At 62.1% G+C, this 18934-nt stretch carries 16 protein-coding genes; 5 read left to right on the top strand and 11 right to left on the bottom strand.

What is annotated here, in order from left to right; all coding sequences use genetic code 11:
* Positions 1-7 precede the first annotated feature (7 nt).
* The 5 genes from HMPREF2734_RS00810 to HMPREF2734_RS00790 are packed head-to-tail and all read right to left on the bottom strand — an operon-like array spanning position 8 to position 6835.
* Positions 8-343, bottom strand: coding sequence for a type II toxin-antitoxin system HicB family antitoxin (locus HMPREF2734_RS00810; protein WP_070568327.1), 336 nt, complete (start codon positions 341-343; stop codon positions 8-10).
* A complete protein-coding gene (locus HMPREF2734_RS00805; protein WP_083307993.1) occupies positions 336-1502 on the bottom strand; it encodes a DUF3322 domain-containing protein in 1167 nt (388 codons plus the stop codon). Before HMPREF2734_RS00805 ends, HMPREF2734_RS00810 begins: the two co-directional genes overlap by 8 nt.
* Positions 1489-4776 carry an ATP-binding protein gene (locus HMPREF2734_RS00800; RefSeq protein ID WP_070568321.1) on the bottom strand — a complete coding sequence of 1096 codons (3288 nt, stop codon included), beginning with the start codon at positions 4774-4776 and terminating at the stop codon, positions 1489-1491. The genes HMPREF2734_RS00805 and HMPREF2734_RS00800 overlap by 14 nt, the downstream gene beginning before the upstream one ends.
* A complete protein-coding gene (locus HMPREF2734_RS00795) occupies positions 4773-5372 on the bottom strand; it encodes a DUF4194 domain-containing protein (RefSeq protein ID WP_070568318.1) in 600 nt (199 codons plus the stop codon). Before HMPREF2734_RS00795 ends, HMPREF2734_RS00800 begins: the two co-directional genes overlap by 4 nt.
* Positions 5369-6835, bottom strand: a complete 1467-nt coding sequence (locus HMPREF2734_RS00790; RefSeq protein WP_070568491.1) for a DUF3375 domain-containing protein — start codon at positions 6833-6835, stop codon at positions 5369-5371. Before HMPREF2734_RS00790 ends, HMPREF2734_RS00795 begins: the two co-directional genes overlap by 4 nt.
* A gap of 733 nt (positions 6836-7568) precedes the next feature.
* Here HMPREF2734_RS00790 and HMPREF2734_RS00785 point away from each other — a divergent pair.
* On the top strand, positions 7569-8465 hold the full coding sequence (locus tag HMPREF2734_RS00785) for an acetamidase/formamidase family protein (RefSeq protein ID WP_070568315.1): 897 nt from the start codon (positions 7569-7571) through the stop codon (positions 8463-8465).
* Positions 8466-8477: 12 nt separating this feature from the next.
* Here HMPREF2734_RS00785 and HMPREF2734_RS00780 read toward each other — a convergent pair whose 3' ends face one another.
* From HMPREF2734_RS00780 to HMPREF2734_RS00765, 3 genes are all read right to left on the bottom strand, one after another.
* Positions 8478-9191, bottom strand: coding sequence for a hypothetical protein (locus HMPREF2734_RS00780; RefSeq protein ID WP_070568312.1), 714 nt, complete (start codon positions 9189-9191; stop codon positions 8478-8480).
* 659 nt (positions 9192-9850) lie between these two features.
* Positions 9851-11098 (bottom strand): amidohydrolase, encoded by a 1248-nt coding sequence (locus tag HMPREF2734_RS00770; RefSeq protein ID WP_070568309.1) that lies wholly within the window; start codon positions 11096-11098, stop codon positions 9851-9853.
* A 172-nt stretch (positions 11099-11270) separates the two neighbouring features.
* Entirely contained in the window at positions 11271-12722 is a 1452-nt protein-coding gene (locus HMPREF2734_RS00765) for a DUF5129 domain-containing protein (protein ID WP_070568306.1), read from the bottom strand.
* Positions 12723-12830: 108 nt separating this feature from the next.
* On the opposite strand from HMPREF2734_RS00765, the gene HMPREF2734_RS00760 reads away from it, so the two are divergent.
* The 3 genes from HMPREF2734_RS00760 (at position 12831) to HMPREF2734_RS00750 (ending at position 14483) form a co-directional block, all read left to right on the top strand.
* On the top strand, positions 12831-13253 hold the full coding sequence (locus HMPREF2734_RS00760) for a hypothetical protein (protein WP_070568302.1): 423 nt from the start codon (positions 12831-12833) through the stop codon (positions 13251-13253).
* A gap of 148 nt (positions 13254-13401) precedes the next feature.
* Complete coding sequence (locus HMPREF2734_RS00755; RefSeq protein ID WP_070568299.1) at positions 13402-13818, top strand: hypothetical protein; 417 nt, start codon at positions 13402-13404, stop codon at positions 13816-13818.
* A gap of 323 nt (positions 13819-14141) precedes the next feature.
* The gene (locus tag HMPREF2734_RS00750) at positions 14142-14483 is read left to right on the top strand and encodes a hypothetical protein (protein WP_070568296.1); all 342 of its coding nucleotides are present in this window, start codon (positions 14142-14144) and stop codon (positions 14481-14483) included.
* Positions 14484-14510: 27 nt separating this feature from the next.
* On the opposite strand, the gene HMPREF2734_RS00745 is transcribed toward HMPREF2734_RS00750, so the two are convergent.
* The 3 genes from HMPREF2734_RS00745 to HMPREF2734_RS00735 all read right to left on the bottom strand — a co-directional run bounded on the left by HMPREF2734_RS00745 (position 14511) and on the right by HMPREF2734_RS00735 (position 18377).
* Positions 14511-15218 carry a hypothetical protein gene (locus HMPREF2734_RS00745; RefSeq protein WP_070568292.1) on the bottom strand — a complete coding sequence of 236 codons (708 nt, stop codon included), beginning with the start codon at positions 15216-15218 and terminating at the stop codon, positions 14511-14513.
* Between the two features lie 55 nt (positions 15219-15273).
* Positions 15274-16947, bottom strand: coding sequence for an ATP-binding protein (locus HMPREF2734_RS00740; RefSeq protein ID WP_070568289.1), 1674 nt, complete (start codon positions 16945-16947; stop codon positions 15274-15276).
* 203 nt (positions 16948-17150) lie between these two features.
* Positions 17151-18377, bottom strand: coding sequence for a dicarboxylate/amino acid:cation symporter (locus HMPREF2734_RS00735; protein ID WP_070421885.1), 1227 nt, complete (start codon positions 18375-18377; stop codon positions 17151-17153).
* A gap of 88 nt (positions 18378-18465) precedes the next feature.
* Here HMPREF2734_RS00735 and HMPREF2734_RS00730 point away from each other — a divergent pair, with 88 nt between their 5' ends.
* Entirely contained in the window at positions 18466-18921 is a 456-nt protein-coding gene (locus HMPREF2734_RS00730) for an SdpI family protein (RefSeq protein WP_224213302.1), read from the top strand.
* Positions 18922-18934: the final 13 nt, after the last annotated feature.

Here is an 18934-nt window from a genome sequence, read left to right as displayed (position 1 = left end):
TTCCCGTTTACGCGCTCGCGAGCTTCTGCGTCACCCACGCGTTCAAGGACACGCCCTCCCGCGCGGCGTCCATTGCAAGACGGCGGTGGAGGGAACTGCTGACTCGCACATTGAACCGTCCGGAAAAGTCGCGCTGACCGAACGGCTGGGGGATAGGTTCACCGGTTTGCTGCATGTTCGCGATTACCTCGGCGACAAGCTTCCGTAGTCCAGCACTTGACCGCTGGGCGTCCTCATCGAGCCAGCTCAAGGACGGGAACTCAGCAACGGTGGACACGTACTCACCGTCCTCCTCAGACCAGAAGGTTTGGTAGGTGTACTTATCCGACAAGCGTTCAGTCATCGTCTACTCCTGCGCCGGTAATGGTACCGCCCACGGTACCACCCCACACCGCCGCAAACTCCGGCATCGCCAGCGCCCACTCCAACGACACGCGCTCCTGCTCCAGGCGCTTCGCACCGGAGGCGACCAGGAACCGGCGGGCGCGCTCCTCGTCGTCGGTGAGGTGGGGGAGCACCCGAGTTGTGTCGCCGGGGTCGGCGACGGCAAGGTGCAGGAAGCGCTGCACCGTTTCCACGTCCATGGCCACGCTGTCAACGGGGACGGGGGCGCCGTCGGCGTCCAAGCGGGTGCGCAGGGCGTTCAGGATGGCGTAGCCGTCCGCATCCGCGTCGCCCCAGTACAGCACCCGGCGCGCCGCGCGCACCCACGGCAGCTCCGGCAGCGCGCCAGCGGTGTAGCCGGAGCCCCACACCAGGACCGCGCCCGAACCAACGGGGGCCTGGGGCAACGCAAGGAACGTCTCCTTGTTCTCCACGACGATCACAAGCAAACCGTCCGGCAAGTCCAACGACCCGAACGGCACGGCCACATCGAGCAACCCGGGCGCGGGCGCCAGCCCACCATCCAGAAACCGCACCCGCATCAGCCGGTCACCCTCGGCCAATCCCAGGTCAGACACCCCGAGCAGGCGCTGCAGCAGGCCGCGGTGGGCGGCGATCCACTTGGTGTCCAGACCTTCGATCGGCACGGCCCGGGCGCGTAAACCCGACGAAGGTTTCACGTGAAACCATCGCAGAGCCAGGCATAGGCGGGTGAAGTCATCGTCCGACAGCCCAAGCCACGACGACCACAAGTGCGCCGCCCGCTCCCGAAACTCCGGCCAATCCGGGAACAACCCAACCAACACCGCGAACCGCTCGCGGGCCAGCGCCACCTCCCCGGCGCGCCCCGCCACCTCGGCCACGCGGTCCCACCCGGACAAGGTCACGCGCACAGGCACGTCCTGTTTGCCCAAGCCCGCCCAGGAACGCGTAGCCCACTCCACCTCACCTGCGGGTTCCCATGCTTGCCAGGTGCGGACGAATTCGCGGGCGCGGGTTTCGTCGTCAAGCACCTGCGCACGAGTTGGGGGTTTCAGAGGAATGGACACCTCGACGGGTTCGTCGAGGAGCAACTGCTCCATATTGAGCTTGAGAGGTAACTGGTCAGGCAGGCGCATAGGTTTCAATGAGCTCGAAGGTGGAACGTGCGACGGGATCCTCGGTGTAGTGGACCACGATGGTGCCGTCGACGTACGGGGAGAGGGTCTTGATCAGCTTCAGTGGGGTGGCAAGCACCATATGGAAGCCAAAGCTTTCAAACACGTCCATCGCAGTGCGGGTGAACACAGGGTCTGCGCGGTCAAAGGCCTCATCCAGCACCACGGTGGCGTAGCGGGGCACGTCCGCATCCACCCCCGCAAGGCGATAACGCAACGCCGCGGCGAGGCAGAAAAACACCAGCTTCTGCGCCTGGCCGCCGGACAACGACGCGGAATCCACGTGGGTGTTGTGCACCGTGCCCTCAGCGTCCACCTCGTTGCCCACGAACTTCACATGCCTGCGGGTGTCCAGCACGACGTTGCGCCAACTGCGGTCGGCACGCTCGGAGGAGCCGAGGCGATCCATGATCTTGGCCAGGCGGTGGTAGCGCTCGATGGCGGTCTTCTCGTCCGCCTCGCTCAAGCTGCCGGCGGTCGCTTCGCGCAGGTCCTGCAGGAAGTCACGCACGACGCGGTCTCGGTTGTCACGGACTTCAATCTGCAGGTAGCGCCCCTCGGTGTACGGGGAGCGGCGCAGCGACGCGTTGATGGGGCCCAGGTTGGTCTCAATGTCGCCCTTCGCGCGCTGCAGCTCCTTGTAAATCGTGTTCAGGTGCATCACGGACTGGCCGTTGAGCAGGTCCAGGAAGCGGCCGCGGAACTCCGGCAGGCGGTCCGAGCGCAGCATCTCCAACCTCGCAATAGCCTCGCCCGCAAACTCGGCCGCGGCCTGCAGCTCCGCAGACTCTGCGGACCACCGGGACTTGTAGTTGGACAGAATGTTCACGATGGCGTTGCTGGATTCCGTGATCGTCTTCGCCGCCTGCTTCGCCTGCGCGTCCAGCTGCGCGGTGACCTTGAAGGCGCTGTCGCTTAAGTTCTCCGGGGTCAGACGGCGCGTGGTGGCCGCGAGCATCGCATCCAGCTGCTCCGCCAGCGCCGGGTCCACCTCCACGTGCTCCGACTCGATCCGCTTCAGCCGCGCCTGATCGTCCTGCAGTGCCCGCGTGGCCACGGCGAGCTCGTCGTGCACGCTGCGCAACTCCTGCTCGGTGGCCTTCAACGTATCGACGGCCTCGCGCCACGCCCGCTCCAACTCCTTCGCTTCAGGCGAGGAGGTCAGCCGTTCAAGCTCGGCGCGCAGGCTCGCCAACTGCTCCTCGACGCTGATGACGTCCACGCTGGCCCACTCCATAGCGTCGATAGCCCGAGCCTTCTCCACGTCGCTGGCCAGCGCCTTTTGCTTACGCTCAACCTCTGTTAGGCGGTTGCCCGCCGCCGTTGTCGCGCGTTTCGCCTCCGCCAGCTCCGCGCGCAGCACCTCCACCTTGGCATGGTTGGAGGAGCCGAGGCGGTAGTTGCGCCGTTCGCCCAGGCGCTGCCTGTCGTTTTTCACGTACCGGGCGGAGCCAGTCCTATCGGCCGGGTTGCGCTCCAAGCCGTCGATGGTGGCCGCGCGCTTGTCTTGCCGTTCCAGCTCGTCCACGGTGCGCACTAAGGCGTAGTCGAAGGTGGTGGCCAGCATGCGCATCAGCCAGGGGCGCATCGGGTGCTCCACCACGCGCACCTTATGAAACAGGCTGAGCGGGTTCTTCGGTCCGCGCGGCATGTCCACGCCCTCGGGCACGGTGCGGTACTCAAGCCGCATCCCCAAGTGGCGGCCATTGACCCAGCTGCTCACCTCGCGCTCGCGCTCCGCTGGCACCAAAAGAGTCGCGGCAAAACCGCCGAGCAGGCGCTGGATCACCGGTTCCCACTCGGCTTGCTCCGGTAGCACGTCGATGAGCTCACCCACGTACGGCAGCTCACGCACCGTCAGCCCGGTATCCGCACACAGCTGCGCGCGCTTCTCCACGTACCGCCGGTCAAGGTTGGAGGTGCGGTTGCCTAACGACGCCAACTCCGTCTCCACCGACGCCTCCGCGCCGGCAAGCCTCTCGTGCTCGCTTCGGGCCTGAAACCACTTTTCGCGTAGGTGCTCTACTTGCTCTGGCGCAGCCGCCAGCTCCGCAGCAGCCTGGGCCTTCAGCTCTGCGAAGCGCTCGGTATCCAGCGCTCCGTCCATCTGCACCAGAGCCGCCAGGTCGCGCACTTTCGCCTTGCGCGCAACAAGCTCGTGCTCCTCGCGGGCGATGTTGCGCTCGATCTCGCCCAGGCTCTGCCCGGCAACCTGCTCTCTCTGCACCACGGCGCGTTGCACCGCCTCCTGCTGCGCTTCCTTGCGGGCCTCGAGGGATTGCGCCTGCACTTCGAGGGCGGCGAGTTGGGCGGAGCTGACGTCCATACGCTCGCGCAGCTGCTTCGCCTCAATCGCACGTCGCACGTTGGGCAGGGCGGCAGACAACGCGGCATTGTTCTCCTGCGTCGCCTGCGCATCCTTGAGCTTGGTGTCCAGCCCCGGCAGGGGAGCGAGCGTCTCAATCTGCTGGTGCACGTCTTCGAGCCGCTCGTACGCCTGGCGCAGGTCCTCGTGCGTGGCCACGGCGTCCTCCGCGACCTGGAACGTGTCCGGTACGTCCAGCATGTAGTTGCGGAACAGCTCGTCCATGCTGGACAGGGACTTCGCGGACTGCGTGCGGTGCAGCAGCATCTGCGCTTCCTCGCTGCCGATACCCAGCTTGGAGCGGAAGCGGTTGGCAAACACGGAGTACTGGTCCGTGAACGTCACGCCGGCAGTTTTGTATTTCGCCTCCAACTTGCGCTTATCCAGGGAGTTCTGCAGCAACGGCACGAACCCGTCCACGTCCACCTCGCTGGGAAAGATGCCGTAGAGCGTTTTCACCTGCGCTTCCTGCTGCTGTCCCGCATTGAGGCGGTAGATTGCGGCGAGCGTGAACGCCTCCTTCCCGGCGCGGTAGGTCAGCGCGACAATGCTGGCTGTCGCTCCGGAGCGCAGGTACTGGCTGCGGATCTCGCCGGTGGCCGGGTCCTCGCTGCGGCGCCACGCACCGCGGATATAGGACACGCGGCTGCGCCCCTTGTCACGGCCGGTTTCCTGCTGGGCGGCGGCGTTGAACCGCAGTTTGCCAGGCGGGACTAGTACGGCGGAGAAGGCGTCGATAAGCGTGGACTTGCCCGAGCCGGACGCGCCGGTGATCAAAAACCCACGCTCGCCGACGGGGATGTCGTAGTAGCCGTCGAACGTGCCCCAGTTGACCAGCTGCACGCGCGCAAGACGGAACTGCTCTGTCACTGTTCTTCCCCTTCCTGTGCCAGGCGCAGATACTCCTCGCGCAGCGCGTGGACCGTGTCAGCGTCGAAGATGTGGCGCAGCACAGGGGAGACCTCCCAGCGCCCCTCGGTCTCCGTGTCGGTGAGCAGGCTGTACTTGCGGATGGTGTTCACCGCCGCGGTGAAGCGCTTCTTAAACCCGGACTCGTCACGGTTGTCCACCGCACGGACGTAGCTGATGGCGCCATACAACTCATCTTCTCCCACCACGACGCGCTCGCCTGGGGTAGACATGCCCAGCTCGTGGCGCAGCTGCAGCAGGATCGCGGTTTGCAAGTGCGTCAGCGCCTCCGTGCGCAACACCGGCGGCACTTTCACGTCCTCGTCGTCCGGGCGGACGTGGCGAGTGAACGCGATGCCGGCGTCCTCGTCCACAACCAGCTCCAAAAACACATCGTGCAGCCGAGAGCGCAGCGTCTCCGTGTCGGTGGTGATGGCGTGCCAGGTTTCCTTCTTCCGGTCGGCGGTGATGAGCGGACCTTTGAGCAGGTCCACCAGTGCGCGCCGGGTTTCCTCGGACAGGGTGCCCGTGTCGCCCGTCCACAGCGGTTCCGTCATTGCATCTCCTTTACTGCTGCGGCGTCGAAATGCCACCGCGGGACCGTCGCCAAGCGAATGCTCCCATCGTCTTCCTCGAAGCGCACCTCTTCGCTGCCGTCCTGCCGCACCCCATGCTTCAGGGCCAGGTACACAAGGCCCACCACCGACCCCAGCCCCTGGGAGGCGGGATGGCGCTCGAGCACCTTGCCTATCGACGCCCCTCCGGCCATCCCAACCGTCTCCCCAACTGCCGCGATAAGCTCTTCCAAGTCGATCTCGCTTTCACGTACCGCCTGGTAGAGCGCCTCCGCGTCGCCCTCGCCGGGTTCAAACGCCTCCACCGCAGTGGTGATGACCTCCGCACCCGGGTCCGCCAGCTTGATCTGCGCCACCGAGGTGATCTGCATCCCGATGCGCTGCAAGGGCGTGTCCATCTTGTGGGTGGCTGCAAGCTCCTCGCGCTCCGCGGCGTCGGCGGCGAGCTTGCGAGTGTCGCGTAAAAGCTCGATCATTCGGCGGTCCTCGGCAAACTGTTCGCTGGCCACGTAGTTGCGTAGGTTGCGGGCCAGGCGCGTCATCATACGGTTAACCTCGTAGCCGGCGTCTTCCATGTCGCGGAACAGCCTGCGGAATTTCGCCCGCTCTTCGTGTGTCATCGCGGTGTTGTCGGCGCGCTCGAGCACCTGCCCAATCCACGTGTCCAACCACGCGCCGCGTTCCGGGTCGACCACCAACGAGTAGAACGCGTTGAAGCTTCTGCCAGCATCGGATTCCCCGATCAAGTCCACGCCGGCGAAGATCTCGTCCAGCACGTCGCCGCGCGAGCCCTCCGGATCCAGCAGTTGGCGGCGCAGCTGCGTATTGAGCGTTTCCAGCTCGTGCCGCACGCGCGCGAAATCGCCAGGGATCGCATTCGCCTGCTCCAGAATGTCGCCCACCCGTTCGTGCACGGTGGCGGGGGAGGGCAGCTCGAATTCCCCGCGCTCGACCTGCTCGATCTCTGCCTCGATGCGGGCGCGTTCGGCCTCGAGGTGCCTCAGGCGGGAGTCGATGTTCGGGTCCGTGTCCCGCGCGAGCGCCTGCAGGGCATTGCTTATCGACGCCACCCGGCTCGCCGTCACCGCCGATCGCGGTGCACTGACACGGTCCATCACCTGCAGCGCGGTGAGCGTTTGCTCGCTTGGTTCAAGCGTCTCGCCCGTTTCCTTGGTGCCGGACTTGCGCACCAGCCACCCGGCTTTCACCCAGTCGTTGCAGTACGCCTGGGGTGTTTTCGGGAGCTCGAAGATACCGCGCAACACTGCGAAGTCCTCAGCCATGAGCTGATAGAGCTGCTCCGCAGGTCGGACCTCTGCGCCTCGCGGGAAGTGCTCCGCCACGACCGCGAGTAGCACCGGGGCGTTGTCCGCGTGCAACAAACGGATCGCGCCCGACTGCTCCTTTTCACGCTTATATGTCAGCGCCCGGGCCTGAATGGTCATGCCGGCTATCATCCCATAGCACCCTCCCCCCTGCACCGAAAAACTTTTTTGCTCTAGGTGTAGACACACTGAGGGCGATCGTCTATATCCGCTTTTGGGCCCCTCCGCCCACGGTCCATCCCCCCGAGACCGGTTGAGCACTCACCGACCCCCATTTAGAGTGCGAGTAGGCGGAGGGGATTCCGCTATTCTCAAGCGCTTTTAGGCGCCTAGGGTTAAGGGTCAAAATGTCCGCGTCCCCTTTTGACCCTTAACCCATCCATTACCCCCTAAGAATTGAGAAAACCACGCCGTCACGGCGAACCGGAGAGGACGTGGTGTGCGTAAACCCAAACATACATGATCTACTGAGCAACCATTGAATCGACACCAAATGCCCGAAGTACCAGTGCGGGTTTTTGGTCTCAGTGTTTCGCAAAGCCAATGCTCCCGTGTTCCGCGTATTTGGTACCGGGAAACTCGGGGGGTCAAGTCGCGACTTCGTTATCGCCACCGCCACTGCCGCCAGCGCCCCTACAACAGCAGGGTTTCACATTAAACATTCGAAGCCACCGGCCGCAGTGTCCACGTGCCAAGGGTTCGCGGGCTTCGTCGATAATGACTGCTCCAGGCCCCTGAAGGCCCCTAACGGCCTGAACGCACCCACCCTTCTCACAACCTTCACCTGCGAATTTCTGTTTCCAACTATGGTCAGAGGTATCCGCTGGTTGTTCCTTCGAAGAGAGGTAAAAGGATGCACTCCATCGATTCCAACGCGTGTGTATTGGCCCTGTCTCCGGACCAAGAGCGGCGCCTTCATGTGGAAAGCGGCGACGAGGTTACGGTTCGAACCCTTGACTGCTTCTCCAACACGATTACCGACGAGTCCCAGCTGTTCAGCACCGTCGGCTGGGACAAGGTCAACCCAGCCACCGGCCCAATCGCGGTCAAGGGAGCACGCCCTGGCGACACACTGAAGGTGGAGATCCTCAGCATCGAGGTCGGCGAGCAGGCCACCATGACCACCCACCCTGATTTCGGCGCGCTGCCCGACACGGTGGAGGAGCGCACCCGCATCGTCCCGATCCGCGATGGCAAGGCGCAGTTTTCTGACGACATCACCATCCCCATCCGCCCAATGATCGGCGTCATCGGCACCGCACCGGCATCCGAGTCGGTGCCCACCGGTGAGCCGCGCCAGCACGGCGGCAACATGGACACGAAGGAGATCGTCGCCGGCTCCACCCTGTACCTGCCAGTGGAGGTCGACGGCGCGAACCTCAGCCTTGGCGACGTCCACGCCGTCATGGGCGACGGCGAAGTCACAGTCTGCGGCGCCGAGATCGAGGCCGAGGTGAAGATCCGCGTGACGGTGCTCGAAGGCCGCCCGCTGCCGCTGCCCTTCTTGGATTCCGGCGACGCGGTCTACGCCATCTCCTCCGAGATCGAACTGATGGACGCCGTCAAGGAGTCCACCCGCATGATGCGCGATTGGCTCGTGAGCGTATCCGCGCTCGACGCCACCGACGCCCTCATGCTGCTATCCCTGGTTGGCGACACCCAGATCAGCCAGATCGTCGACCCCCGCATGACTGCTCGCTTCCGCTTGCCCAAAACGATCCTCAAGCAGTGCGGTGTGGAACTGCCGTAGCTAACGGGCAATTCACCATTGCGCATCTGCTTTAGGCGTAGTGAACCCCTTCGGGGGAGTGACGGTAAACCCGAGGTCCCTGAGCGCCTCTGCAGCAGCTTCGGGATGATCTCGGGTTGCCGCAGAAGCCTGTTTAGAAAGCCATACTCGGCGTCGTTCCTGTAGTGCAGGTTCCCATCCTGGCCTCCCGCGGAATCCACATTCGCTGATCACAAAATAGAGGAAGTCCTCAAGCGACGGACGAAAACGCTTTCCTCCCACAGGTAAGTGCAATTCATCTAGGCGGCCCTTCTTCCTCGGGTTGCCTGATTTGTCCTGAAAGTTCTGCATTAACGCTGGACTGAGCAACCCTGCGACCCCTGAGTAGTGGATATGCGCACAGGGCGCGCTGGTGTAGTCACGCTCAAACTCGAAACGTATGCCCGGCGACGTAGCAACCCGCAGTTCGAATTTGCTGCTCTTTACGGCTAGGAACTTCTCCGACGAATCGGATGACAGTTCGTAATTGATAATCACGTGAAAGAGTTGACTGTAGTCTTCCCTGCGCACTGAGCCCTCAGGTTGTCCAGCACCGTGAACGAGAGGAGCCTTGAAATCACCCACCACGATATTCTTGTCGATGTTTAGCTTGGCTTTCGCCTGTAAATCCGCTCTGCATGCCAGCGGCAACGCCTCAAGTAACGTGTCTCTTACGTCGCCGAGAAACCGCCCTGCCGCATCATGCACTCCCAAAACGACCCTCACCGAGCAGTAAGAGAACTGTCTGCAGCTCGTCGTACACGGTCCGCTCATCCTCGCTCAACATGCCGGCATTCGCCAGCACCTTGAGGTCTTGAAATTCAGCATGGGGAAGGCGAGTGGTGGCCCTTAGAGATGCCAAACACTCTCGCTTCCTTTCAAGAAGCTCTTCACTATTGGTGACAGTGATTTCCAATGGCAACTTTCTCGCCTCCGTCTGCTTCTTTCGTAACCAGCAGTTTTATTAACCGACAGTTTAATAGGTGCCGAGAATCTTCAGCACAAAATTAGCACACCTGTTCGCATGACCGCTCGCTTCCGCCTGCCCAAAACGATCCTCAAGCAGTGTGGCGTGGAACTGCCGTAACCGCACCCCACCACCGCAACACCACGCCTTTTACCTGCATGTTTAGCAGTATTTTGCACTAAGACTAGACAAGCCATTTACACATGATCTATATTTGAGCCGGAGCCCCGCCCACGGTTACACCCCCCGAGAACCGGCTGAGCCCTCACCCACCCCCCCCCCATTTAGAGTGCGAGAGGCGCGGGCTCCCTTTGGGGGACATAGTCCCCACCCAGGGCCTTCGGGTCCTTTGCAGCGGCCCATGCCCCCCATTGGCCGCTGCATAAATTTTTAAACTCCACTAATCCGCCGAGACCGGCACGGTCAACCAGGCGGAAGCAGCAACGACGACTGCTTCGGCGCCACGGTCGAGTGTGGGCTGGAGATCAGGTGCGAACGCCGGGTTGTGGTTGCCCACAGCCTTGCTCATGTCCGCGAAGCCTCCCAGGCCCCAGTAGGTGTAGGGGACACCGAGTGCGTCGGGGATGATGGAGAAGTCCTCGGAGGCGGGGACGGGGTCGAGGTAGCAGGATTCGTCACCAAAGTATGCGTCGAAGGCTTCGCGGACGGTGTCGGTGGCGTCACCGTCGTTGTCGGTGAGTGGGTAGCGGTCGTAGTAGGTGAACTCGGGTTCCTTTGGGCTGCGGGCGGCGACGCATTCGGCGCGCACGATGCGCTCGATGGCTTCCTTGAGGTGCTCGCTGACCTCGCTGCTGTATGCGCGGGTGTTGATGAGCAGTTCGGCGGAGTCCGTGATGATGTTGGACTTCGTGCCCGCGTGGATCGCACCGACGGTCACCACCGCGGTTTCCTTGGCCGCCACTTCGCGCGAGACGATGGTTTGCAGGCGCATCACGATGGTGGAGGCAAGCACCACCGGGTCCACGCCCAATTCCGGCATCGACCCGTGGGAGCCTTTGCCATGCACCGTGACCTTCACCGAGAATGCGGAGGACAGCACCGGTCCGCGTCGCGTGCCCACGTGCCCGCCGGGCAGGCTGGCCAGCACGTGCTGGCCGAGGTACACGTCGGGCCGTGGCATTGCCTGTTCCACTCCGGCCTCGAGCATCGCACGGGCACCTTCAGCGGTCTCCTCAGCGGGCTGGAAGACGCCGATAAAGGTGCCGGACCACTGGTCCTTGTGAGCGTTGAACGCCTGCAGCGCGGTGAGCAGCGACATCAGGTGGAAATCGTGACCACATGAGTGGGCGACGGGGACCTCCGCGCCGGTCTTGGCGTCAACCTGCGTGGCCGTGGAGGCATAGTCCTTGCCAGAGGCTTCCTTGACCGGCAGCGCATCAATGTCTGCGCGCATGGCCACGACTGGGCCCTCGCCATTATCGACGACCGCCACCACCCCAGTTTCCCCCACCCGGGTTACCCGGATACCTGAGGATTCCAGTTCCTTTACGATCCGCTCCGCGGTCGCATGCTCCTGCATGGACAGCTCGGGGTGTTGGTGGAAGTGCTTGTACAGCGCTTCGCGTTCGGTTTGGGTTGACGCGAGGCCACCCAAAATCTTCTTGACCTTGCCAATTTCGACAGACATACCTTCACGGTACGCCTACCTACCTACTAGGTCGTGGCATAAGGAAACCCGCCACTGCGTGTTCTCAGTGGCGGGTTTGCGCTTCGAATTTCTCCGCGCCTAAGCATAAACACGGACCTAATAAAGGAAAAGCCCTAACTGTGTTTTGTGACGACTGTCACCTCAAAATTTCTTAGAATGACGAACTACCGCCACCAGCGGAAAAGCCCGACGAGGACACGCCGCCACTAAAGCCACTCGAGGAGGACGACGCCGCCTTTGCCGCCTGCACGTTCGCCGCGTGCCACGAGTGCATGTGCACGTATGGGACGTACCCGCCGTACCAGAACCCAGTCTCGTACACCGCCGGTGCCCGCAGCTTTTGCTTCTCCTTCACGTCGCTGAACTGCTTCTTCTTCACCTGGTCCAAGATCACGCGGTAATCGCCGAGCACGCGCACGAAGTCATCGAGGAAGGTGGGGGAGTTCGGGTTTGCGTCAAGCGCCTCGATCCGCCCCATCAGCAGGTCGAGTTCCCGCTTCAGCTCCTTGCCCTTCACCTCACTGCGCGCCCGCAGCACGTCCTCGCGGATCTTGGTCAGGTCAGCCCGGCGCGCTGCGGCGTCGCCATGCTCGACGGCGAAAAGCCTGTCGATGTTTTCCTCCGCCTTAGACACGTGCTTGACGGATTCGGCCGCGTCCGCCAACTGCCTGCGGTGCTCGTACACGTCCTTGTCGTCGTTCATGTTGATCGCGTTTAGCCCCGCCGCGCCGTGGACCAACTCGTTCATGCTCAGGAAGCGGTCGCGGACTTCCGCCCACTGGCGGCGCAGGGTTTCGTCGGCAAACGCGGACGTCAGCGAGTTCGCCCGCACGTCCACCTCGTCCAGTCGCCCTGCGAGGCGGGTGTATTCGCTGGTCACGGTGTCGTAGTCCTTGCGCGCCTGGGCGACTGCTTTTCGACGACGCCCCCGCACCGCCAACAACCCAGCCCCACCAGCGCCCGCCACACCGGCACCACCGACACCAAGGCCAATGGTCGCGCCGATCTGATCATCAGTCGCGTCATCGACCTGCTTCTGGGCGAGTGCCTCGGCGTTCATGGCCTGGTTCGCGGTGCGGAACAGCCCGGCCGGGATGTTGCCGTCCTTCACGCCGGGTTTCATGGCGTCGAGGAGATCGGCGAGGTGGGATTTGTCGTCAAGCATGAGCTCGCGAGTCACATCCTCGCCGCCGTACACAAATGCCCGCCGCGGGTCGAGGCCTACGCCGACGATGAGCGCGCCGTCCGCAAGGTGGCCGTTCTCGCGCTTCGACTGATCGACAAGGTCCGGGTACTGGGTGCGCAGGAGTTCCTCAACGTCGTCGAGGACGTTGTCGTGGTTCGTTTTGAATACCATGTAGTGGAAATCCGTGACCACCTCAGGCGCATCAATACGCGCAGTGTCACGCTCGAGACGCGCGCGGTCGTCGGGGGAGAGGACCTGCTGCGGGTCGTCGATAATCGCATTCGGCGCGCCATGCGTTTGCATCGTGACCTGCGAAATCTCCGGCACATCCACCATGTTGTAGCCGACAGCCGCACCGCCAAGCCCCACCAACGCCGTGACGCCAACAACCGCTGCGATCTCGCTCAAATTCGCCATACGAAAAAATTTTAGCGACGAAGTAACACACGCCGCAGTGCAAGCGATGTTAGTTTTACACATGTCAGACCCCTGGCATGTTGAACCCATCACATTGAGGAGAACGCTATGAAGCGCATCGCTACCGCAGCTGCCGCTGCAACCCTGTCCCTGTCCCTCGTCGCCGGCCCGGCATTTGCGGAAACCAACGGCACCACCACTCCGGGCAAGGACGGTTCCTCCATCTCCAAGCAGGAAGGCGACAAGGCCGGCGAGACCAAGGTTGGCTCCTCCGAGCGCTTCAAGCAGTGCAAGAAGGAACCGAAGCCCGTCGAGGCCAAGGACGGCAAAGCTAAGAACGAGGAAACCAAGGCCAAGGAAATGAAGTCCACCGGCGACTGCATCCAGGAGCTCATCAAGGACGACAACTACAAGGCCGGCATCCTCGGCCTCCTGATCGGCGCCCCGGTCGCTCTCGTCGCACTGCTCGGCGCAGCGGCTGCCTTCTCCGGCGCTATCCCGGGCGTTCAGCTCCCGGCACTGCCGTTCTAAGTCACACTTAGACACAGCAATTAAGACCCAGTTCCCCCAGTTGGGGGTGGGTCTTTCTGTGATTCTGAGGTAATTTTGTCGATTTTCCTGCGGAAGGCGCTTGACACCCGTTTAATACTTTCTACACACCAAATCTCAAGGAGAAACGATGAAGCGCATCGCTACCGCCGCCGTCGCGGCAACTGTGTCCCTGACCGCAGTCGCAACCCCGGCGTTCGCTGCGGAGGAGAAGCCAAGCTCTTCCTACGCCTACAACGAGTGCAGGCTTGAAGTAGACGAGTTGTTCGCCCGATACGACGAGATCTTGAAAGAGGCCAAGACCGACGAGGAAAAGTCCGTACAAAAGCGTGGGATCGCTATGGACAAAGAAGAGAGGCTGGGCAAATCCAACAGCTCGACCCGGTCCGGCGTTTGCATCAAGCAACTCATTGCTGACGACGACTACAAGTCCGGCATCCTCGGCCTCCTGATCGGCGTCCCGGTCGCTCTCGTCGCACTGCTCGGCGCAGCTGCTGCCTTCTCCGGCGCTATCCCGGGCGTGCAGCTCCCGGCACTGCCGTTCTAAGTCAGCGCGCTTAGACACCACCAACTCAACCCGGTCCCTAGTGAGGGGGTCGGGTTTTGTTTTGCCATGTGGAACTTTTTCGGTCTTGCTCCGTGTTAAGCGGGGGAGAATGTATTATTAGGGTGCGGTGGGGGAAGAAAGATCCCGAAAGCAGCCGTTTTCATCTCAGAGTAACGGTGTGAGGACGCAAACGTCAGTGAAGAGCACGAAACCTGTGTGATTTCTCCAACCCACAACACAGATTCGGTCCGTACAAGTGAATGGCGACGGGCACAACGCCCGAGTGAATGAACTAGTGCGAACCAACTAGCGAAGGAGTAATCATGACCAACACTCGTATTGCAGCTGCCGCTACCGCTCTTGTTCTCGGCGCAACCGGCCTTGTCGCCTGCAACGACTCCGACGACGCTTCCACCGACACCGTGACCACCCCGACCGATGGCGTGGTCTCTGAGGTCAGTGACGCCGTCACCACTGATGGCGCCACCGCAGACGGCACCGGTGGCACCACTGGCGGCGCTGACGCCACTGGTGATGCGGTCGTCTCCGATACGGCTGTAGTCTCCGAGGATCCGCTGGCGCCGACCGATGATGCGGTTATCTCCGATGGAGTCGTGACCAACTCCATTCCGGCTGACGGTGCAGCCACCGCACCGACCAACTAAGCCAACACCGGCAGCGGGTAAGTCCCGCTAGAACGGTTCAGACACCGCCCGGCTAATCACCACTGCGTCAGGCTCGATGCGCTCACGCAGTTGAAGCTCGGCGGTGTTGTTGCTGTCTGAGGTGAGCACCCAACCCGCCCAGGCGTCCTTGCCGGGGGAGAAGATGCCGTCGCCTTTGCCGATGATGTTCAAGGTGGCGTCGCGAAGCCAGAGCGGGCCGACGAGATCAGCATGTTCGGTGCCCTCGAGTGGGGCGACGAAGGGTTGGTAGGCGACGGCGTTGAGGGCGGCAAGGGTGTCGTCGAAAAGCTGCTGCGCCACCGCCATGTGTTGCGAGGCACCGAGATAAACGATGGTGGTAAGGGAGAGGGGGCCGGCGGGCTCGTCGCGAAGCGTGAGGTCCGAGAGTCCGCCGAGTGCCGCCGCGAAGCGTGTGGGGCCGCCCATATCCTCGAAGAAGAAGTAGTCAAGGGCCTCGTCGCGGTTGGTCGTGGTGAAGTCCACGAGGGCGTTGAGCTCGTAGAGCTGGAGGTCCTCCGGCGCGGCGAGGTTGTCGTACGCGGCCTGGCAGCGGAGATCCCAAAGCACATACTCGTCCTCGATGGGGTGGGGGTGCGGCGACACCGCCGCAATCTCGACGCCGCTGGCCCGGATGCGGTTCAGGTAGAGCTCGTACGCGCCGTCGAGGTCCGGCTCGTGCGCCACGAAATGAGTGGTGACGATCTCGAAGGACATGCGAATGACACTACGCCATTGGGGGAGCGGGCAGATGTTTCACGTGAAACGGCGCTTAGTTGGGGAGGCGATACTTTCGCTTGCGGCTTGTCGGTGGGGCAGTGGGCACAATTTCGCCCACATCCACCATGCTGCGGAGTCTTGGACGCAAGGTATTCACGCTTACTTCAAGGTGGTCCGCGATATCGCGTGCTGCTGCCTCTCCAACTTGGGCCAGGTAGGCGATGAGTTTGTTGTCCGTTTCATCGAGTTCGATGCCGCTGCTTGAAAGAACAAACGAATCCCGCGTGTGGCCCGGACCGAGCAGCCCGCGTGTGACGAGATCACTCAACAGACTCCGTGCATCGTCACTATCAAGCCCAATGTGCTTACGGAGCTCCTTCACGGACACAGCACCCAAACCCTTGGCAATCGCCAGCGCGATCTGTTCCTCTCGAGAGCTATTAGGAGCAACCGACTCCAACCATGCCGACATTTCAGGATCGAGGATCCCGAACCTGTAGAGGATGACGGTGAACTCACCAATCCGGGCATCGAACACCGGCTGGGGCAGGCCATAGCCTTCCATCCCTTGCTTCATTCGTTGAATGCCGCTTCCCTGGTTTTCAGCCACGCGCATCGAGCCTGAAGGCGTTGGAAGGTTGCTCAGCAAGTTCGCGAGCGAAGGGTTCCTGCTTACCGACCTGTTCTCGTCGATATTGTCTTCGGTGCGATCTCCCCACAGTCCGCCGGGACTGTTTACCTCGACCCGGTCCGGGTACACATCAACCTGCACTTGCCGCCCCTGAACCTGCGGACTGTAGTCACGGTGCATCGCGGCATTCACAATCGCTTCACGCAGAGCAATCTCTGGAATCTCAGGTTCGTCGACCATATTCGACCCAACTTCCACAGTACGAACCCGGAGATTGCGCACGACAGCTTTAATCGCATCCTCGACCGCCAGTGGAAGCGGACCGTCGCAGTGAGCCCGATCAAGGAAGCGTGTCTCAGACGTCGACTTCTCCGTCGTCGGGTGCACTGCGACATCGATGAAGAGCTGCGGGAAGAACTGCTGCGGATAGCTGCCCAATGCCAACGCGCCCGCAAGGGTTGGCACGCCCTCTGCATCGGTTCTTGTTCCCACCCGGATCCGGGATCCCCTCTTCTCCAAAGATTGGATCAGCCCGTTCCACGTCTGGCCATCCAGGTCATCGAGGTTCGCCCCAGGAACAGGCAGCAACTCCGAGGAATCTGGCGTGTAGAGATTCATGAGCTGGAAGATCTCGTAGCTGGAAAGCCTCTGATCGCCATCCAGTACTCGCTTGTACGCGCCATCCCGGAGTCCTTGCGAGGTCACGTAACACGGCATCTGCTTTCCGAGGCGCTCATCGGTACGCATCGGCCGCACCTCAACCAAGATCACCGGCGAACCCTGGTATTCATCGAGTTCGACGACAGTCTCGGGTATCGGCGTCACCGGAGGCTTCTGTTGGTCGACCCTCAAAGCACTGATGAGTCGATCATTCATCGCACGAGAGTCAAAATCAGTGGCTGGCTGGAACGTACCGGTCGACTGATCTTCCTCAATGCCAAGGACGATCAGGCCACCCTTCGTATTGGCGAAGGCACTCACGGCTTTCCAAAAGGCGGTATCCAACTTCCCCGTACCGGATTTCGCCTCAATCCAGTGATCATCATTCCGCTGGCGCCGCAGCCTGGCCATGATGTCATCCATCCGCTCACTCATGCTCTCACTGTACTCACTTTTTACAGTGAGGGTATCACTCAATACAGTGAGGACCCATTTTCACCTCTCTTTTTACAGTGAGGGCGTCACTTCATACAGTGAGGAGCCATCTCGATACAGTGAGGAATGTTTCACGTGAAACGGCGCGAGGGACAAGGCAAAAGAAAACCGCCCCGAAGGGCGGTCGTCTCAACAGAAGGGGACTAGCGGGTGGCTTCCTCCGGGGTGGTGACGGTGTCGTCGTCAAGCGAATCGTTCTTGATCTTGCCCGCAGCGAACTTGTTCACGATCAGGGCGATCGCGCCGTCGCCGGTGACGTTGGCGGCCGTGCCGAAGGAATCAACGACGATGTAGGACGCGATCATGAGCGAGACCATGGACTCGTCGAAACCGAGGTTGGACTGCAGCAGACCGACAGCGGCCATGATGGCGCCACCCGGCACGCCCGGCGCGGCGATCATCATGATGCCCAGCAGGAGGATGAATCCGATGACCTGGCCGGCGGAAATATCCAGGTTGGCCATAAACACGATGGAGAGCGCGTAGAGGGTGATCTTCATCATCGAGCCGGACAGGTGAATCGTCGCGCAGAGCGGGACCACGAAGCCGGCGACGTCCTCGTCAACCTTGTTCTTCAGGGTGGACTTGTAGGTGACCGGGATGGTCGCGGCGGAGGACGAGGTGCCCAGTGCGGTGAAGTATGCCGGCAGCATGTTCTTCAGCGCCTTGAACGGGTTCACGCCAGCGACGGTGCCTGCGACCAGGTACTGCAGCAGGACGATCACAACAGTCATCACGACGGAGAGCAGGAGGACCACGCCCATGGCCGCCATGGTGTCGCCGAAGTTCTCGTTCATGCCCAGGTTGAGGAAGGTGCCGAAGATGAACAGCGGCAGCAGCGGGATGACGAAGGTGACCACGACCTTGAGCACGATGTCGTTGAGCTCGCCGAGCACCTTGAACAGGTTGTCGGACTTCACTGCCGTCATGGACAGGCCGACGACGAAGGCGAGGAGCAGCGCGGACATGACTTCCAGTGGTGGCGGCATTTCAACGCTGAAGTAAGGGGAGAGGCCGCCGGCATCGGGGTCGGCGACATCGGTGATGAGGGTCTTGCCGTCCAGAAGCCTCGGGTACAGCGTGGACGCGGTGAACCACGCGATCAGGCCGGAGATGAACGTGGAGCCGTATGCGACACCGGCGGTGACGCCGAGCCACTTGCCTGCGCCCTGACCCAGACCCGCGATGGCGGGTGCGATGAGGGCGAAGATAAGGACCGGGACGAAGAAGCCGAGGAAGTTAGAGAACAGCCCGTTGAACGTGACAAAGACGCGGGCAAGCCAGTCCGGGAAGAAGAAGCTGCAGGCGAAGCCCAAGGCAATCGCTACAACCACCCAGAACAGCAATGAGTGGAGGATTTTCTTTTGCATGGGCCTAGCGTAGCCCGTATTTATGCAATCTACTGCATTTTGATCATATTTTTTTGCAGGTGAGTGTGCGGTCGTATGCTTAGTGGCTATGAGTCCGTTCGCGAACATGAGCTCCCTTAACGTTGTCCTCGGCATTATCTTCTCGTTGCTAACGCTTGCGCTGTTCATCCCCGGCGCGCTCGCCTCTGCGGGCAAGCTGCCCGGCAACAAGTGGATCGGCCTCCACGTGCCGGCCGTACGCAAGGACGAAGGCATTTGGAACCAGGCGCATAAGGTAGCGGGTCCGTTCTGGGTGCTGGCCGCGTTGGCGCTCGCGTTCGGCGCGGCATTTTCGTTCATCGCTTCCGGCTGGATGTGGGTCATGCCGGCGATCGCGGCGGTGGCGGCGGTGATTTCGGCGTCCGTGGGCGGCAACTTCGGTGCGCGCGCCGCAACGTTGGTGGAGCACGCGCGTGAGCAGGCGCCTGCGCAAGAAGAGGAGAAGCCCGCGGTGAACCTTGATGCTTTGCGACGAGCCGCCGACCACGCCGACAACAACGAATAAAATGAGCCCGCGA

Source organism: Corynebacterium sp. HMSC055D05 (genome assembly GCF_001810365.1).
Classification (GTDB): domain Bacteria; phylum Actinomycetota; class Actinomycetes; order Mycobacteriales; family Mycobacteriaceae; genus Corynebacterium; species Corynebacterium coyleae.
The sequence above is the reverse complement of the archived record's forward strand: the minus strand, read 5'-3'. Positions and strand labels throughout refer to the sequence as shown.

Bases quoted from the DNA above. Each gene is read 5' to 3' on its own strand.
- HMPREF2734_RS00755 (WP_070568299.1), top strand. From the start codon at position 13,402: ATGAAGCGCATCGCTACCGCCGCCGTCGCGGCAACTGTGTCCCTGACC.
- HMPREF2734_RS00785 (WP_070568315.1), top strand. From the start codon at position 7,569: ATGCACTCCATCGATTCCAACGCGTGTGTATTGGCCCTGTCTCCGGAC.
- HMPREF2734_RS00730 (WP_224213302.1), top strand. From the start codon at position 18,466: ATGAGTCCGTTCGCGAACATGAGCTCCCTTAACGTTGTCCTCGGCATT.
- HMPREF2734_RS00770 (WP_070568309.1), bottom strand. From the start codon at position 11,098: ATGTCTGTCGAAATTGGCAAGGTCAAGAAGATTTTGGGTGGCCTCGCG.
- HMPREF2734_RS00735 (WP_070421885.1), bottom strand. From the start codon at position 18,377: ATGCAAAAGAAAATCCTCCACTCATTGCTGTTCTGGGTGGTTGTAGCG.
- HMPREF2734_RS00795 (WP_070568318.1), bottom strand. From the start codon at position 5,372: ATGACGGAACCGCTGTGGACGGGCGACACGGGCACCCTGTCCGAGGAA.
- HMPREF2734_RS00760 (WP_070568302.1), top strand. From the start codon at position 12,831: ATGAAGCGCATCGCTACCGCAGCTGCCGCTGCAACCCTGTCCCTGTCC.
- HMPREF2734_RS00750 (WP_070568296.1), top strand. From the start codon at position 14,142: ATGACCAACACTCGTATTGCAGCTGCCGCTACCGCTCTTGTTCTCGGC.
- HMPREF2734_RS00790 (WP_070568491.1), bottom strand. From the start codon at position 6,835: ATGACCATTCAGGCCCGGGCGCTGACATATAAGCGTGAAAAGGAGCAG.
- HMPREF2734_RS00810 (WP_070568327.1), bottom strand. From the start codon at position 343: ATGACTGAACGCTTGTCGGATAAGTACACCTACCAAACCTTCTGGTCT.
- HMPREF2734_RS00765 (WP_070568306.1), bottom strand. From the start codon at position 12,722: ATGGCGAATTTGAGCGAGATCGCAGCGGTTGTTGGCGTCACGGCGTTG.
- HMPREF2734_RS00805 (WP_083307993.1), bottom strand. From the start codon at position 1,502: ATGCGCCTGCCTGACCAGTTACCTCTCAAGCTCAATATGGAGCAGTTG.
- HMPREF2734_RS00745 (WP_070568292.1), bottom strand. From the start codon at position 15,218: ATGTCCTTCGAGATCGTCACCACTCATTTCGTGGCGCACGAGCCGGAC.
- HMPREF2734_RS00740 (WP_070568289.1), bottom strand. From the start codon at position 16,947: ATGAGTGAGCGGATGGATGACATCATGGCCAGGCTGCGGCGCCAGCGG.